Source organism: Peribacillus sp. NPDC101480, assembly GCF_050277335.1.
In the GTDB taxonomy this organism is placed as follows: Bacteria; Bacillota; Bacilli; order Bacillales; family DSM-1321; genus Peribacillus.
In genome coordinates this window covers 1-16,179 of the sequence record NZ_JBNNSB010000006.1, presented here as the reverse complement: position 1 = coordinate 16,179, position 16,179 = coordinate 1, and the positions used below count along the sequence as shown (strand labels likewise).

Below are 16,179 nucleotides of genomic sequence, written 5' to 3'. Positions count from 1 at the left end.
ATTTATTAGCCATTTCTTCTCTTATATTTTAACGCATTATAGTAGGAAAGAGTATAGTTTTATTCATTACATCATATACTCCTCGCTGGGTTAGCCTTATATATGGGAGATGGGTTGTCGAAAAGAACGAAAGGGTGTAAACAGGATCGGCGAAGCGATAACCTCTCTCACGCAGTAAATGTTTCAATTCATTTTCTTCTTCTATCAGTTCTGGAACCTCCTTGGTGGACATGACCCCCTTTAATTTCAGAGGAAGTTCATGAATCACCTTGCCTTGTTCCGTTAAAATGATTCCACCGCCGATTTCCTTCAGCCGGTTAAATGCCAAATGCATATCCTTTTTCCTTTTACCGATCAGTATGATGTCACCTGTATTTGTGTAAGAGCCGGCGAAGCCGCATAATTTGTCCGCAAACCCTTTTAATATCGTATTGATGCGCCATTTCCCTTCCCGATCGATAAGCATGAAAAAGCATTCATCATCCTCAAAGTTCAGTTCTTCATGGCCAACATCATTGGCAAGCGAGTACGGTTTTGTAATTACATTATTGACCAATTCAATTCCAAACGGCATGGAAAATTCAAAATCTTCCTTTAAACTAAGATCCCAATCAAGATCGAGGGGTTTAAAATCGAAATCACTCCATTCGATTTCCTGTTTATCCGGAATGATTTCACCATCCCTTTTAACCCATTTCCCTTTTGCCATTACCGAAACCGGTGCGGGTTCCTTTACATCGGTCAGGAAGTTGATGTTCGCTACCCTTCCAGTGGCAATATTGCCATGAAGGTATTCGATATTATAATAACGTGCGATGTTGATAGTTGCCATATTGTATGCATCGATGACCGGAACGCCATGCTCTATCGCTATTTTGATCAAGCAGTCTATGAAACCACCTTCATAAAAGGACGGCGGCGATCCATCTGTCGTATAAAAGAATTTGTCATAATGATCGATGCCCAGTTCATGGATTTCCCGTATCAGCTTTGGTAAATCCGGACGGATCGAAGAATGTCTTAACGATACATAATAGCCCTGCAGCAAGCGCGACATTACCTCATCACCTGTCATTGCCTCATGATCACAATCGGCTCCGAACAAGGTCATTTTTGCTAAAGTCTTCTCTGAAGCACCTGGAAAGTGTCCTTCTATTTTCTTCCTCATTCGCTTGGCTTCCTGAATCCAGTGCAGCATCATGTCATCCCCATCGAGAAGCTTCGGCCATCCAGTCAGTTCCCCGCCCTGTAATACGGCATCATGCTCCAGCCATGATTTAACGGCCCCATGGGAAAAGACCATATCTTCATCGATCAATTCCGTTTGTCCGTCAAAACGGCTCCACCAATACATTGTTACAGGAATGTTACGTAATTCTTTCAAAAGAGAAAACGCTTTCTTTTTATCTAACTGCAATAGAAACGGCAAGTTATCATTGATCAATGTCGTTGTGCCAAAATGAGATGCATAACGTGAAAAAGAAAGGGGATTATATAATTGAGAAGGGTGTGAATGCGGCTCAATATAACCCGGGACCAAGTACTGGTTTGTACAGTCTACCATTTCACAGCGGTCTATATTATCAGGAAGCTTATCGCCAACATATATGATGCGATCATCATATATCCATATATTCGCCTTCACCCATTTTCGTAAAGCCTGATTTAAATAAGTCGTATTTTTAAGCAGAATGTGTGGTGCCCTATTGCCATCCAGCACATCTATTTGTTCTCTTAGATGTTTATTTTTCCATCTATAGCGCTGTTCAAGCATAAAACATTCCCCCATAAGTTATTAGAAATAGATGTATGAAAAAAACCATTTTCAATCCAATTTTATTTCATAGTAACATACTTGCCCCATTAGAACAGTAATGTTATCCAGAATATTGTTAAATTTTTGTGAAGGGATGGACTTTAAATGAAGTTTAAACAAAATATCAGTATAATAAATGCATTAATTCGAATTACCTGTGGTTTTACATTTTTAACATGGGCCATGGCTAAAATGGTGAAAAAACCATGGAAAAACCAATCTTACATAATCGTGGTGATGCTTTCTGCCATGAAAATAGGCGAAGGCATACTCCGCTATTGTCCTGTCGTAGATGCGATGGAAAACGGACAGAACTTGATGAAAAGTGAGCCAAAATATGAAAGTGAATCCAATCAATCTGATTCATATTAAGTTTTTTCTAAAGAAGAAGCTGACTCCGCTTAGAGTCAGCTTCTTTATATTATGATGAAAAATTGTATTTTATTGCTCGGTAGCCAATATCCGTTCGCCAAAATAAACCGTCTTTCTCAATATGCCCTAACTCTTTATATACTTCAGCTTGCGCAGAGGCCAAATCTTTCCCTTTTGCAGCAACCAGAAGTACACGTCCGCCATTCGAGATGAAGTTCCCTTCATTATTGAGAGCCGTTCCAGCATGATAAACATGGGCTTTCGGATCAATCTTTTCCAAGCCTTTAATGATAGATCCCTTTTTATATTCCCCTGGATATCCATCAGCTGCGACGACCACTCCAAGCACGGCTTCTTCATGCCATTCAAGTTGTAAATCCTCTCCAGAAAGAACCGCTTCAAGCGTATCCACGAAGTCTGTTTTTAGGCGCGGTAAAACGACTTGCGTTTCCGGATCGCCAAAACGGGCATTGAACTCAATGACTTTTGTGCCTTTTTGAGTAGCGATCAACCCGGCATATAATATTCCTGTAAAACTCCGATTCTCAGAAATCATCGCATTTACCGTGGGCTTAAGAATCGTTTCGACTGCAGTCTGGATCATTTCATCGGAAATTTGCGGCACCGGTGAGTATGCACCCATTCCACCTGTGTTCGGACCCTGATCTCCATCGAAAACCCGCTTATGATCCTGAGCAATGACCATCGGATACACTTTTTCCCCATTTACGAATGCCATCAATGAAAATTCTTCGCCATCAAGGAATTCCTCAATAACGACTTTGGCAGATGCTTCCCCGAACTTTGCCCCGACAAGCATATCATGGATGGCGTCTAACGCCTCTTCCATCGTCATAGCAACTACGACACCTTTTCCAGCAGCCAAACCATCCGCTTTTATGACGATGGGTGCACCCATTTTTTCGATATACGCCTTTGCTGAATCATAATCAGAGAATGTTTCATATTCCGCTGTCGGAATGCTATAGTTCTTCATTAAATCTTTAGCAAAGGATTTACTTCCCTCGATGACAGCAGCACGGCCATTAGGGCCAAATACCTGTAATCCTGCCTCCGCAAAATCATCGGCAAGTCCATTCAACAATGGTGTTTCGGGCCCGATCACCGTTAATGCAACTGCATTATTTTTGGCAAAGGCAACCAATTCCCCGTGATTGTTTTCATCAATTGGAACAAGAGTCGCTACATCGGTCATCCCTGGATTTCCCGGTGCTGCAAAAACAGTCCCAACCCGTTTACTTTCAAATAGTTTGCGGGCTATGGCATGCTCCCTGCCGCCCCGGCCAATTACTAGTACATTCATTATCGCACCTCGTTTTTGATTAATGTTTAAAGTGACGAATTCCTGTAAACACCATTGTAATCCCATATTCATCAGCTTTCTTGATCGAATCCTCATCTTTAACAGATCCACCAGGCTGAATGATTGCCGTGACGCCCGCTTTTGCTGCCGCTTCTACAGTATCATCCATTGGGAAGAATGCATCTGATGCCAATGCACTTCCTGCCGCTCTTTCCCCAGCTTGTTCCAGAGCAATTTTTGCAGCTCCCACACGGTTCATTTGACCTGCGCCAACACCTAATGTCATTTGATCGTTACAAACCACTATTGCATTCGACTTGACATGTTTCACGATTTTCCAGCCAAGTTCCATGGCTTTCCACTCTTCAGGTGTAGGCTCACGTTTCGTTGCCACTTTTACCTCTGCATCCTTTAAGCTATGTGCGTCCCGATCTTGAATAAGTAATCCGCCTTCAATGGATGTCAATTTACGTTCAGGCTTTTTAACCGCGTCAAAATCGATCGTTAATAAACGTAGGTTTTTCTTGCTTGTCAATACTTCCACTGCCTCTTGTGTAAACCCAGGGGCAATGATGATTTCAAGGAAAATTTCATGAAGCTTTTCCGCAGTCGCTTTATCGACTTCACGGTTCAAAGCGATGATCCCACCGAAAATGGAGGTGGCATCTGCCTCATAAGCTTTTTCATATGCTTCCAAAATGGTCGCACCGACACCGACGCCGCAAGGATTCATATGTTTGACTGCAACTGCAGCAGGCTCATTGAATTCTTTAACGATTTGAAGTGCTGCATCAGCATCATTGATGTTGTTGTATGATAGTTCTTTTCCATGTAATTGCTTCGCTTCTGCAATTGAGAAAACGGAACCAAGCGGTTTTTTATAGAATGCGGCTTTTTGATGTGGATTTTCCCCATAACGAAGCGACTGTTTCAATTCATAGGTAACAGTCAATGATTCAGGATTTTCTTCATCGGCAAGCTCTGTCATATACTCTGAAATAACTGCATCATATGCTGCCGTATGACGGAAGACTTTTGCAGCCAGGCGGCGATTCGTGGTTTTTGCTACCCCGCCGTTTTGTTTCAGCTCAGCCAATACGGTAGGATAATCATTGGAATCAACGATAACAGTCACATATTCGTGGTTTTTAGCAGAAGAACGAAGCATTGTCGGTCCACCGATATCGATGTTTTCAATAGCATCTTCCACAGTGACTTCCGGTTTGGAAATAGTCGCTTGGAATGGATATAGGTTTACGCAGACAAGTTGAATGGGTTCAATGTTATGCTCAGCAAGCTGTGCTGCGTGACCTTTGTCATCATGTTTTGCCAACACTGCTCCATGGACATTCGGGTGAAGCGTTTTAACACGTCCATCCAAAATTTCCGGGAAACCGGTGACGTCACTGATTCCAATAACCTCAATACCATTTTCCTGAAGCGTTTTTTTGGTACCGCCTGTAGAAATGATTTCAAAACCTGCTTCAATTAAACCTTGAGCAAATTCTACGATACCTGTTTTATCCGATACACTAATTAATGCGCGTTTCTTCATGTTATGTTGGTCCCTCCATTAAGTAAGTTTCTTGTGGCATAGCTCCTGCAAAACTGATGGATACAAATCATGCTCCATTTCCTGAATCCTTTTCTGAAGGATGTCTTTCGTATCCCCTTCAAGAATTGGCACTGTTTTTTGGGCAATGACCGGTCCTGTATCCATTCCATTATCAACATAATGAACGGTTACCCCCGTTTCCTTCACTCCGGCATCAAAAGCCTGGCCAATTGCATCCTTGCCTGGAAAACTTGGCAGAAGTGAAGGGTGGATGTTCACAATCCTCTGTGAATACTTTTGTAATAATGTCGGACCGATCAAACGCATATAACCAGCAAGAATGATGAACTCTATCTCATACTGGCGAAGTTTTTCCAGGATTTCCGATTCATATTCAGTCTTGTTGGAGTAATTCTTTGCTGAAAAGGAGAAAGAGTCAATATTCTCAAGCTTTGCTCTCTCAAGCACATATGCGTCTTCACGATCGCAAACGACAAGACAGATTTCCGCCTCCAACTTTCCACTTTTTATTGCTTCAGCAATTGATTGAAAATTACTACCGTTACCTGATGCAAAGACAGCAAGGCGTTTCATTATTTGAACGACACTCCATTTCCATCCACGATCGTTCCAATAATTGAGGCTTCTTCACCGCAAGACTTTAGGTGGGCTAGCACATCCGATGCCACTTCTTTTTTGACGACAGCCGTCATCCCAATACCCATATTGAAGATATTGAACATTTCCTCTTTTACAAGGTTTCCTTTTTCTTCAAGGAATGAAAATATAGTTGGAATTTCCCAGCTTCCAAGCTCGATTTCAACACCGCATCCTTCAGGAAGGATACGCGGAATATTCTCGATGAATCCTCCACCGGTGATATGGGCAAGACCATTAACCTCAAATTTTTCCAACGTCGATAAAACGGACTTCACATAGATTTTCGTCGGTTTTAATAATTCCTCTCCCAACTTGCAATCCAGTTCCGGTACGAAGTCATGAAGCCCCATACCTGAGTCTTCAAGAAGGATCTTACGAACAAGGGAATACCCATTACTGTGTATGCCGCTTGAAGCGAGTCCAATAACGACATCACCAGCCGAGATCGCTTCACCAGTAATCAGACGTGATTTTTCAACGGCACCTACAGTAAAACCTGCCACATCGTATTCTTCCGTCTCATACATGCCCGGCATTTCAGCCGTTTCTCCGCCGATTAAAGCACAGCCCGCCTGCTCACAGCCATCTGCAATTCCTTTGACGATCATTTCAATTCGTTCAGGATCTGCTTTACCGCAGGCAATATAATCTAAAAAGTATAAAGGTGCAGCACCTTGAACGACAACATCATTGACGCACATAGCTACACAATCCACTCCAATTGTATCGTGTTTATCCATCATGAACGCCAACAAAAGTTTTGTACCCACTCCATCCGTACCAGAAATGAGCACAGGTTCTTTAAGGTTCAAGGAAGATAAGTCAAACATGCCGCCGAAACCGCCCAGACCATTCATTACTTCTGGACGAAATGTGCGCTTTACATGTTTCTTCATTCGATTTACCGCTTCATAACCAGCCTCAATATCCACACCAGCCTGTTTATATGCATTAGCCATTTGAAATCCTCCTCCGAAAATCAATCATCATTGCCGACTTGATTAACATTTTGTTTTTTCTCGTTCGTATTCAAAAATTTCAGTCGGATAATTTCCGGTGAAACAAGCTAGGCATGAACCGCGCGTTTCTCCAGGAAACGGTCGTCCAATCGCTTCGACCATACCTTCGACACTTAAAAAAGTTAAGGAATCAGCTTCAATGATTTCCCTTATTTCCTCCACCGATTTTGAGCTTGCAATCAGTTCTTCCTTTTTAGACGTGTCTATGCCATAAAAACATGGATTCTTGATCGGTGGTGAGCTGATTACTACATGCACTTCTTTCGCTCCAGCATCTTTTAACATGCGGACAATCCTTCTGCTCGTTGTCCCACGGACGATTGAATCATCAACCATTATGACCCGCTTGCCTTCCACTACCCCTCTTACAGGTGATAGTTTCATCTTTACGCCTTGTTCACGCAGACTTTGTGATGGCTGAATGAAAGTCCGTCCAACATAACGGTTCTTTATTAAACCCATTTCATAAGGAATGCCTGCAGCTTCAGCATAGCCAATCGCTGCCGAGATGCTGGAATCAGGTACACCTGTAACTACGTCTGCTTCAATTTTGGTTTCGAGTGCCATTTGCTTACCAAGGTTTTTACGTGCCGTATGAACATTGATACCATCAATGTTGCTATCCGGACGGGAAAAATACACGTACTCCATCGTGCACATTGCCTGTTGGCTGGAAAGCGAAAAGTATTCGGATGTGATTCCCTCATCATTAATGACAACCAGTTCTCCCGGCTCAATATCACGGATGAATTCTGCACCTACAATATCAAGTGCACATGTTTCAGATGCAGCGAAATATGCATCGCCTATTTTCCCCAAGGAAAGTGGACGGAAGCCATGCGGATCTCTTGCCATGATCATTTGGGTTTCGGTCATGATGACAAAGGCATAGGCCCCCTTCAGCATGCTTAAACTGTTCTTCACGGAATCTCTTACATCCGAGTAGCCGGAGCGTTTAATCAGATGTGCCAGAACTTCCGTATCAGAGGTCGTTTGAAAAATGCTTCCTTGTCCTTCAAGCTGTGCTTTTAATTGATGGGCATTGACGATATTCCCATTATGAGCAAGGGCCAGCCCCCCTGTATGAGAATTGAACAGGAAAGGCTGAACATTTTGATACCCGCCGCCGCCTGCCGTTGTATAACGGACATGGCCTATTGCCGCTTTACCGCTACCGGAAAGTGCCTGCATTTTTTCCGCAGTGAATATCTCTGTGACAAGTCCTTCGCCCTTAGAGATGGACATCTGCTCACCATCCGTCACGACGATGCCCGCTCCCTCTTGACCACGATGTTGCAAGCTATGCAAACCGTAGTAAGCAAGCTGCGCTGCATCGGGATGTCCCCAGACTCCAACAACACCACACTCTTCGTTTAGGCTTCTTATTTCAGCAAGCATGGTATGGCTCCCTTCCAAGCTGTTTGTAAATCTTCAACGTCCGCTTCCAACACTTTGCTATCACTAGTTGCTACGACTAATTTATTATCAGCCGTTACTGAGCCTATGCAAATCGCATCTTCAACAAGAGCTTCAAATGACGCTTGATTATCAGGATTGATGGACAGTAAGAATCGTGATTGCGTTTCACTGAATAATTCAGATACAGGTTCCGCGGATATATTCACTTCTGCCCCTAGTTTGCTAGCCCCGAATAAAGATTCAGCTAAAGCCACTGCCAAACCGCCTTCCGAAAGGTCATGGGCTGATGCAACAAGTCCTTTTTGAATTGCCGTCAGAATTTGCTGCTGACGTTTTTGTTCAAGGTCCAAATCAAGTTCTGGAGCGCGTCCAAAGATTTTACCCTCGAGCATTTTCTGTAATTCACTGCCTCCGAATTCAACTTTCGCTTCACCGACCACGTAAATCAAATCGGATTCATTTTTAAATGTTTGTGTTGTGATGTGCTTAAGGTCATTGACTAGACCAACCATTCCAACTACAGGCGTCGGATAAATCGCTTCACCATTCGTTTCATTATAAAGGGAAACATTTCCGCCGATTACAGGAGTACTTAAGCTTCTGCAAGCTTCACTCATACCGTCTGCCGCTTTTTCCAGTTGCCAGAATATTTCTGGTTTTTCTGGATTCCCAAAGTTCAAGCAATCCGTAATCGCTAAAGGTTCCGCACCCGAGCAAATGATGTTACGGGCTGCTTCAGCCACAGCGATTTTGCCGCCTGTTTCAGGATCTAAATAAATAAAGCGGGAGTTACAATCCGTCGTCATGGCAAGGGCTTTATTCGTACCACGTACACGCACTACCGCTGCATCCGATCCAGGTGAGACGACTGTATTCGTGCGGACCATGTAATCATACTGGTCGTAGACCCATTCCTTACTCGAAATTGTCGGTTGCTTCAATAGTGATACCAATGTTTCTTTATAATCTTCAATGACTGGCACTTCTGCCGTCATGCTTTGGAAGTCACGGAAATATTGCGGCTCTGCAGATGGCTTGTGATAAATAGGAGCTTCTTCAGCCAATGCATCAACCGGAACCTCAGCAACGATTTCACCTTGATGGGAAAGGGTTAGGTTTTTATCATCCGTCACTACACCAACAGCAACCGCTTCTAGGTCATATTTCGTAAACAAGTCGACGATTTCCTGTTCGCGTCCTTTAGTGACAACGATCAGCATCCGCTCTTGTGATTCAGATAGCATCATTTCATATGCTGTCATTCCCGTTTCACGCTGCGGTACCAAATCCAGGTTCATTTTTATTCCTGAGCCAGCTTTGCTCGCCATCTCGGCAGATGAGCTTGTAAGACCTGCTGCTCCCATATCCTGAATGCCAACAAGGGCATCATTTTGAATCAATTCAAGGCATGCTTCCAAAAGCAGCTTCTCCATGAATGGATCGCCTACTTGTACGGCAGGCCGTTTCTCTTCCGAAGACTCTGATAGCTCTTCAGATGCAAATGTTGCTCCATGAATACCATCACGTCCAGTTTTGGCACCCACATACATCACTGTGTTGCCCACTCCATGCGCTTGGCCTTTTTTAATGTCCTTATGATCGATCAAACCGACACACATTGCATTAACAAGAGGATTTCCTTCATACGATGGATCAAATTGAATTTCTCCGCCGACAGTTGGAATTCCGATACAATTCCCGTATCCTGCAATCCCTGCAACCACTTCTTTAAATAGATATTTCACACGATCATTGTCTAGCTCACCGAAGCGAAGCGAGTTCAACATCGCAATCGGACGGGCTCCCATGGAGAAAACATCACGGATAATTCCGCCGACACCGGTAGCAGCACCTTGATAAGGCTCTATTGCTGAAGGGTGGTTATGACTTTCAATTTTAAAAACGACAGCCTGATCGTCACCGATATCAACGATACCTGCTCCTTCACCAGGACCTTGTAGCACTTTCTCCCCTGTAATCGGGAATTTCCTTAAGATGGGTTTTGAATTTTTGTAGGAACAATGCTCTGACCACATAACCGAAAACAATCCAGTTTCAGTATAATTCGGCAGTCTGCCTAAGATTTTCTCCACCATTGCAAATTCATCATCGGATAGTCCCATTGTTGCGTACAATCGATCCGATTTAATTTTTTCCGGACTTGGTTCAAGCTGTAATAACATGTGATTCCCTCCAGTTTTTTACGATGGATTGAAAAATCTTTAAGCCGTCTTTACTGCCAAGCAGCGAATCAACAGCACGTTCGGGATGAGGCATCATTCCGAGGACATTTCCTTGTTCATTTGTAATTCCCGCTATTTGCTCCAAGCTTCCGTTTGGATTTTCACCATCATACGTGAACAAGATGCGGTTATTTTGTTTTAATTCAGCCAATGTCTCATCATCGCAGTAGTAATTCCCTTCACCATGGGCAACTGGGATCGTAATCGTTTCATTTAATTCATATCCTGTCGTGAACATCGATTGGTTATTTTCAACCTTCAGTCCTACATTGCGGCAAATGAATTTCAAGCCTTCATTACGGCGCATCGCACCAGGTAAAAGTCCTGCTTCAAGTAAAATCTGAAAACCATTGCAGACACCCAATACAGGCTTTCCTGCTTGTGCTGCTTTTACGACCTCTGCCATTACATTCGAAAATCTTGCAATTGCTCCAGAGCGTAAATAGTCTCCATAAGAGAAACCTCCAGGAAGAAGAATCCCATCATACTGATCTAGATTGTCTGTAGAGTGCCAAACATACTCCACTTCTTCCCCCAGTGCATCCTTTATCGCATGGTACATATCGACATCACAATTGGAACCAGGGAAAACTATGACAGCAAATTTCATTGGGTGATAACCTCCTCAACATCATAGCGGTAAGCTTCAATTACCGTATTGGCCAATAGTTTTTCACACATTTCCTTTACAAGTTGATCTAAATCACGATCCGTATCCTTAATTGTAAGTTCAATGTATTTCCCCACTCGAACATCACTGACTTCGTTATAAGTCAAACTATGAAGTGATTGTTGCACTGCTGCTCCCTGTGGATCTAGTACACTTTCGCGTAGTGTGATATATACTTTAACCTTATACATGTTGAGTGCCCTCCAACTTTGCTAGTATTTTTTCGTAAGCATCTGTTAAACTTCCTAAATCACGGCGGAATACATCTTTGTCTAACTTTTCGTTCGTTTTAATATCCCATAATCGACAGGTATCAGGTGAAATTTCATCTGCCAGCAGAATGTCTCCATTCGAGGTTTTACCAAACTCTAATTTAAAATCAATCAATTTAATGTCTAACTCTTTAAAGAAGGAAGTTAAGACGATACTGATTTCTTCTGCCTTTTCTTTTAAAATCGCTACATCTTCCTTGCTTGCAAGTTCCAATTCTTCAATATGGTCTTCCGTTAACAGAGGATCGCCGAGTTCGTCATCTTTATAGTAAAACTCAATCAGCGTTTTCTTGAGCGGCTGGCCTTCTTCAATGCCAGTTCTTTTAGAAAAACTGCCGGCAGCCGTATTTCTGACAACGACTTCAAGTGGAATGATGGATACCCTCTTGACTAGCTGCTCCCGGTCGGAAAGCATTTCAATAAAATGGGATGGGATATTCTCTTGGGCAAGCTTTGAAAATAGTAAGCTAGTAATTTGATTATTCAACTTACCTTTTCCGGCAATCTCTGACTTCTTCTCACCATTAAACGCTGTTGCCGAATCCTTGTATTCCACCCAAACTATTTCACTGTTGTCCGTTGCAAAAATCTGTTTCGCTTTTCCTTCATACAACAATTCTCGTTTTTCCATCTGTCCAGACCCCCACATTGTGAATATTATGAATCTTCCTGCCATTGATCAGGCTTGGCAAACATATCACCGTTTAGAGGTGCCATGTTTGCCGCCTTCACTTTTATAAACCTAAACGATCAAAGATTACATCAACATTTTTCAGGTGATGTGTAGGATCGAAACAATCATCAAGTTCTTCTTTCGTAAGCAAGCTTGTGATTTTATCATCCTTTTCGATCAGGCTTCTGAATGGAACCTGAAGCTCCCATGCTTCCATCGCTTTCGGCTGAACCGTATCATAAGCTTCTTCACGGACAAGTCCTTTATCGATAAGGGAAAGCAGTACACGTTGTGAGAAAATCAATCCAAGCGTACGGTCCATATTACGTTTCATATTTTCTGGATAAACGGTCAAGTTCTTCACTATGTTGCTGAAACGGTTCAGCATGTAGTTTAATGCGATCGTTGCATCCGGCAAGATGATGCGCTCAGCAGAAGAATGCGAAATGTCACGTTCATGCCATAATGGCACATTCTCATATGCTGTCATCATGTAACCGCGGATTACACGAGCCATACCCGTCATATTTTCAGAACCGATTGGATTCCGTTTATGAGGCATTGCCGAAGATCCTTTTTGTCCTTTTGCAAAGAATTCTTCCACTTCGCGTGTTTCACTTTTTTGCAAGCCGCGAATTTCAACTGCGAATTTTTCAATTGATGTCGCAATTAAAGCCAATGTGCTCATATAATGTGCGTGACGATCGCGTTGCAATGTTTGTGTTGAAATTGGTGCTGCTTCAAGGCCAAGCTTTTCACAAACGAATTTTTCAACGAACGGGTCGATGTTTGCGTAAGTTCCGACAGCTCCAGAGATTTTCCCAACCTCAATGTTCTTTCTAGCTTCTTCAAAACGTTCTACATTTCGCTTCATTTCTTGATACCAAAGAGCCAGTTTCAACCCAAAAGTGGTCGGTTCAGCATGAACTCCATGTGTACGTCCCATTTGAACCGTGTATTTATGTTCTTTCGCTTTATTTTTCAGGATCTCCACGAAGTTATTTAAATCCTTGGCAAGTATCTCATTCGCTTGCTTTATCACATATGAAAGAGCTGTATCCACCACATCAGTGGAAGTCAGTCCGTAATGGACCCATTTCCGTTCTTCTCCCAATGTTTCAGAAACCGCACGTGTAAAAGCAACAACATCGTGGCGTGTATCTTTTTCGATTTCATTGATACGGTCTACATCGAATGTAGCATTTTCACGAAGAAGCTTCACATCTTCTTTTGGAATGACACCTAGCTCAGACCATGCTTCACAAGCTAAGATTTCAACTTCCAACCACGCATTAAAGCGGTTCTTTTCTGTCCAAATGTTTCCCATCTCTGGGCGGGTATAACGTTCAATCATTTTACTTCCTCCGTTTCAACCTGTTGATTCCATATTTTGCTTCGATCACTTTCCAAAAGAGCTTCCTCGATCGTTGGACGTAAAATATTCACATGACCCATTTTCCGCTTAAGCTTGGCTTCTTTCTTACCGTAAAGGTGAACCTTCCAATCTGAAAGCGTCGGAATTTCATCCATTAAGGGCTCGATATGCTCACCAAGGATGTTTATCATTACCACAGGCTTCAATAACTCCGTATTGCCGAGCGGCCAATTGCAAACAGCCCTTATATGCTGTTCGAACTGTGAAGTCTCACATGCTTCCATTGTATAATGGCCTGAGTTATGAGGTCTTGGCGCTAATTCATTAATGATGATATCATCCTGATCGGTTAAAAACATCTCGACCGCCAATGTCCCCACCAAATCAAGTTTCTCTGCAAGCTGCAAAGCTTCATTAATAGCTTTCCGTTCAGCTTGTTGACTAATACGGGCGGGAACAATGCTTTTATGAAGTATGTTTTCAACATGAATGTTTTCCGCAATCGGAAAATGACTTGTCTCGCCATCTGCCTTACGCGTCACGATAATGGATATTTCTTTTACGAAAGGAATCCAGGCTTCCAGCACACATATACCTGTTTTGAGCAGGGATTCAGCCTTTTTGATGTCGGCTTCTTCCTTAATGACCAACTGCCCTTTTCCATCATAACCGCCCCGCGTCGTTTTTAACACACTAGGGTACCCTAATTTCTCTATATGAAGGTGAATTTCTGAAATATCCTGTATTTCCTGATATGGAGCAACGGAAGCTCCTGCATCAGATATGGCTTTTTTTTCAGTCAGTCTATCCTGTGTCAGCTTTAATAATTCTGAGCCCTGTGGAAGAAATGCATGTTGCTTTAACCAATCCAGTGCTTCTGAACTGATATTTTCAAACTCGTATGTTATGACGTCACTGACCTCAGCCAACCTTTTCAATGCTTCGATATCATCATAAGCACCAGTGATTTCAATATCCGCCACTTGAGCACATGGACCTTCTGCTGTCGGCTCAAGGACCGCTATCTTAAAGCCAGATGCCTTAGCCGATAAGGCCATCATCCTGCCCAATTGTCCACCGCCGATTATTCCAATGGTCTGTCCCGGTAAAATGATTGTATTATTTAAGTTGTTCACTGCTCTGTAACACCTTTTCTCTGGTTTCGTTTCGTAAAGCCTCTAACCTATCGGCAATGTCAGAATCAAAAGCTGCTAATATTTGAGCCGCAAACAAACCGGCATTGACTGCGCCCGCTTTTCCGATCGCAACCGTTGCAACCGGTACGCCACCAGGCATTTGAACAATCGATAATAACGAATCCATCCCATTTAATGCCTTCGACTGTATTGGAACGCCTATCACAGGGACAATCGTTTTAGCGGCGGTCATACCTGGAAGATGTGCAGCCCCGCCTGCTCCGGCAATAATCACTTTAATATCTCTATCTTTTGCACTCTCTGCATATTCAAATAGTAAATCCGGCGTCCGGTGGGCGGAAACGACTCTTTTTTCATAGGGAATCTCAAGCTGTTCCAATGATTCACAAGCGTATTTCATCGTTTCCCAATCCGAGACACTTCCCATAATAACCCCAACTTGCGGTTTCATATCATCTTTCCCTCCAACACTCATATTATGGCGTCCCGGGTATGCAGACGGACGCTTATCATTTTTATCTATAACATGTAAATTAAAAAACCGGACAGGTTGCTTCCTCATCGAGAAAGCAACCTGTCCGGGAAAGAAAGCCCTTTTGAAAAAACAAAAAGACTTGGCTAGTTTCCGAAATAGTCAGATGCTTTTCTCATAGTCCGATGATTTACGGTCATCAGGTAGAAACTTTTGGGCCATATCCCCATGATTATATGAGATGTATTAATGTAACTTCATCTTACCTTCCGGCCATTTTAATGTCAAGTTAAAATCGAATATTTTTACATGATATTAATTAATCGTTCGTGTTTTACTCAATTAATTTTGCTTCAAATACAATTTTTCGATCAACTGGCACATAATGGACCTTGCCATTCTCGATTCTCTCGGCAAAGATAGGCTCTTCCGTTCTCCTTACAGGAAAGTACCCCGCCGCTTTAATTCGATCTAAACATGCATCAATTGTCTCGCCCTCGATAACTTCAAACTTTTCCTTACTCTTTTTACCCACAATACCGATTCCTTCCATAATTCTATTTTTTCAGTCTGCTTCTTTAGCATCCAACTTGCTTTATTAACATTATTAAATTCTTCCCAGTATAATGAAAAGAACAAGTAAAGACAAGTTACATTTCAAAAAAGAGGATTACTTTATAATGGAAATTCCATAATACCTAAGATTAGGATATCCCTGTCTTCCGTAAAAGCACCTGCACCCATAAATTATACATCTCCTTCAATATCCTACCCTTCTTCCCCTCTCAATTACCATAGCCTTATTCATGAAATTAACCTCTGCTCCATATTCGTATCTTGCTCTCGCGAATTATTTCAATTCAAGTAAGACCTAACTTATAAGTCAGCTTTTGTAATTTGAGAGGATTTAACGCAGGTCGATTTATTTCATTCTAGGTCGCAAGGTTAGGATTCAGGTCGATTAGATGTAATTTACGTCACTCCTCCCTGAAAGCCGAAAATATTGCAATACAAAAAAAGACCAGCCGGATGGCTGATCTTTTGAATGGCTTGGCGGCGTCCTACTCTCACAGGGGGAAACCCCCAACTACCATCGGCGCTGAAGAGCTTAACTGCCGTGTTCGGAATGGGAACGGGTGTGACCTCTTCGCT

15 protein-coding genes, 1 rRNA gene and 1 riboswitch are annotated in these 16,179 nt (G+C 42.6%); of the genes, 1 reads left to right on the top strand and 15 read right to left on the bottom strand.

Features of this window, described 5'->3' with window-relative positions:
• Positions 1-28: 28 nt before the first annotated feature.
• Positions 29-1,774: an adenine deaminase C-terminal domain-containing protein gene (locus tag ACQKMF_RS19330; RefSeq protein ID WP_402944733.1), complete on the bottom strand. Its 1,746-nt coding sequence runs from the start codon at positions 1,772-1,774 to the stop codon at positions 29-31.
• 147 nt (positions 1,775-1,921) lie between these two features.
• Here ACQKMF_RS19330 and ACQKMF_RS19325 point away from each other — a divergent pair, with 147 nt between their 5' ends.
• Positions 1,922-2,188 (top strand): YgaP-like transmembrane domain, encoded by a 267-nt coding sequence (locus tag ACQKMF_RS19325; RefSeq protein ID WP_402944736.1) that lies wholly within the window; start codon positions 1,922-1,924, stop codon positions 2,186-2,188.
• 49 nt (positions 2,189-2,237) lie between these two features.
• Here ACQKMF_RS19325 and purD read toward each other — a convergent pair whose 3' ends face one another.
• The 14 genes from purD to rrf form a co-directional block, all read right to left on the bottom strand.
• Complete coding sequence (gene purD / locus ACQKMF_RS19320) at positions 2,238-3,512, bottom strand: phosphoribosylamine--glycine ligase (RefSeq protein ID WP_101225049.1); 1,275 nt, start codon at positions 3,510-3,512, stop codon at positions 2,238-2,240.
• 19 nt (positions 3,513-3,531) lie between these two features.
• A complete protein-coding gene (gene purH / locus ACQKMF_RS19315; protein WP_427574508.1) occupies positions 3,532-5,067 on the bottom strand; it encodes a bifunctional phosphoribosylaminoimidazolecarboxamide formyltransferase/IMP cyclohydrolase in 1,536 nt (511 codons plus the stop codon).
• A gap of 18 nt (positions 5,068-5,085) precedes the next feature.
• The gene (purN, locus tag ACQKMF_RS19310) at positions 5,086-5,661 is read right to left on the bottom strand and encodes a phosphoribosylglycinamide formyltransferase (protein WP_427574506.1); all 576 of its coding nucleotides are present in this window, start codon (positions 5,659-5,661) and stop codon (positions 5,086-5,088) included.
• Positions 5,661-6,686, bottom strand: coding sequence for a phosphoribosylformylglycinamidine cyclo-ligase (gene purM / locus ACQKMF_RS19305; protein ID WP_034306111.1), 1,026 nt, complete (start codon positions 6,684-6,686; stop codon positions 5,661-5,663). Before purM ends, purN begins: the two co-directional genes overlap by 1 nt.
• 42 nt (positions 6,687-6,728) lie before the next feature.
• On the bottom strand, positions 6,729-8,144 hold the full coding sequence (gene purF, locus ACQKMF_RS19300; RefSeq protein ID WP_048680621.1) for an amidophosphoribosyltransferase: 1,416 nt from the start codon (positions 8,142-8,144) through the stop codon (positions 6,729-6,731).
• The gene (gene purL, locus ACQKMF_RS19295) at positions 8,129-10,348 is read right to left on the bottom strand and encodes a phosphoribosylformylglycinamidine synthase subunit PurL (RefSeq protein WP_427574504.1); all 2,220 of its coding nucleotides are present in this window, start codon (positions 10,346-10,348) and stop codon (positions 8,129-8,131) included. The genes purF and purL overlap by 16 nt, the downstream gene beginning before the upstream one ends.
• Positions 10,332-11,018, bottom strand: coding sequence for a phosphoribosylformylglycinamidine synthase subunit PurQ (purQ, locus tag ACQKMF_RS19290; protein WP_048680628.1), 687 nt, complete (start codon positions 11,016-11,018; stop codon positions 10,332-10,334). The genes purL and purQ overlap by 17 nt, the downstream gene beginning before the upstream one ends.
• Positions 11,015-11,269 carry a phosphoribosylformylglycinamidine synthase subunit PurS gene (gene purS / locus ACQKMF_RS19285; RefSeq protein ID WP_034306118.1) on the bottom strand — a complete coding sequence of 85 codons (255 nt, stop codon included), beginning with the start codon at positions 11,267-11,269 and terminating at the stop codon, positions 11,015-11,017. The genes purQ and purS overlap by 4 nt, the downstream gene beginning before the upstream one ends.
• Positions 11,262-11,981 carry a phosphoribosylaminoimidazolesuccinocarboxamide synthase gene (gene purC, locus ACQKMF_RS19280; RefSeq protein ID WP_427574502.1) on the bottom strand — a complete coding sequence of 240 codons (720 nt, stop codon included), beginning with the start codon at positions 11,979-11,981 and terminating at the stop codon, positions 11,262-11,264. Before purC ends, purS begins: the two co-directional genes overlap by 8 nt.
• A 103-nt stretch (positions 11,982-12,084) precedes the next feature.
• Positions 12,085-13,377 (bottom strand): adenylosuccinate lyase, encoded by a 1,293-nt coding sequence (gene purB / locus ACQKMF_RS19275; RefSeq protein ID WP_034306123.1) that lies wholly within the window; start codon positions 13,375-13,377, stop codon positions 12,085-12,087.
• Positions 13,374-14,534: a 5-(carboxyamino)imidazole ribonucleotide synthase gene (purK, locus tag ACQKMF_RS19270; RefSeq protein ID WP_427574500.1), complete on the bottom strand. Its 1,161-nt coding sequence runs from the start codon at positions 14,532-14,534 to the stop codon at positions 13,374-13,376. Before purK ends, purB begins: the two co-directional genes overlap by 4 nt.
• Entirely contained in the window at positions 14,518-15,006 is a 489-nt protein-coding gene (gene purE, locus ACQKMF_RS19265; RefSeq protein ID WP_076372819.1) for a 5-(carboxyamino)imidazole ribonucleotide mutase, read from the bottom strand. Before purE ends, purK begins: the two co-directional genes overlap by 17 nt.
• 179 nt (positions 15,007-15,185) lie before the next feature.
• Positions 15,186-15,287: riboswitch (purine riboswitch) on the bottom strand.
• 74 nt (positions 15,288-15,361) lie between these two features.
• Complete coding sequence (locus ACQKMF_RS19260; protein WP_101225051.1) at positions 15,362-15,562, bottom strand: NETI motif-containing protein; 201 nt, start codon at positions 15,560-15,562, stop codon at positions 15,362-15,364.
• A gap of 513 nt (positions 15,563-16,075) precedes the next feature.
• Positions 16,076-16,179 (bottom strand): 5S ribosomal RNA (rrf, locus tag ACQKMF_RS19255); the annotation flags it as partial.

What these genes read in the sequence shown, in the direction of transcription:
- ACQKMF_RS19330 (WP_402944733.1), bottom strand. Translation starts at nt 1,774, where the DNA reads ATGCTTGAACAGCGCTATAGATGGAAAAATAAACATCTAAGAGAACAA.
- ACQKMF_RS19325 (WP_402944736.1), top strand. Translation starts at nt 1,922, where the DNA reads ATGAAGTTTAAACAAAATATCAGTATAATAAATGCATTAATTCGAATT.
- purD (WP_101225049.1), bottom strand. Translation starts at nt 3,512, where the DNA reads ATGAATGTACTAGTAATTGGCCGGGGCGGCAGGGAGCATGCCATAGCC.
- purH (WP_427574508.1), bottom strand. Translation starts at nt 5,067, where the DNA reads ATGAAGAAACGCGCATTAATTAGTGTATCGGATAAAACAGGTATCGTA.
- purN (WP_427574506.1), bottom strand. Translation starts at nt 5,661, where the DNA reads ATGAAACGCCTTGCTGTCTTTGCATCAGGTAACGGTAGTAATTTTCAA.
- purM (WP_034306111.1), bottom strand. Translation starts at nt 6,686, where the DNA reads ATGGCTAATGCATATAAACAGGCTGGTGTGGATATTGAGGCTGGTTAT.
- purF (WP_048680621.1), bottom strand. Translation starts at nt 8,144, where the DNA reads ATGCTTGCTGAAATAAGAAGCCTAAACGAAGAGTGTGGTGTTGTTGGA.
- purL (WP_427574504.1), bottom strand. Translation starts at nt 10,348, where the DNA reads ATGTTATTACAGCTTGAACCAAGTCCGGAAAAAATTAAATCGGATCGA.
- purQ (WP_048680628.1), bottom strand. Translation starts at nt 11,018, where the DNA reads ATGAAATTTGCTGTCATAGTTTTCCCTGGTTCCAATTGTGATGTCGAT.
- purS (WP_034306118.1), bottom strand. Translation starts at nt 11,269, where the DNA reads ATGTATAAGGTTAAAGTATATATCACACTACGCGAAAGTGTACTAGAT.
- purC (WP_427574502.1), bottom strand. Translation starts at nt 11,981, where the DNA reads ATGGAAAAACGAGAATTGTTGTATGAAGGAAAAGCGAAACAGATTTTT.
- purB (WP_034306123.1), bottom strand. Translation starts at nt 13,377, where the DNA reads ATGATTGAACGTTATACCCGCCCAGAGATGGGAAACATTTGGACAGAA.
- purE (WP_076372819.1), bottom strand. Translation starts at nt 15,006, where the DNA reads ATGAAACCGCAAGTTGGGGTTATTATGGGAAGTGTCTCGGATTGGGAA.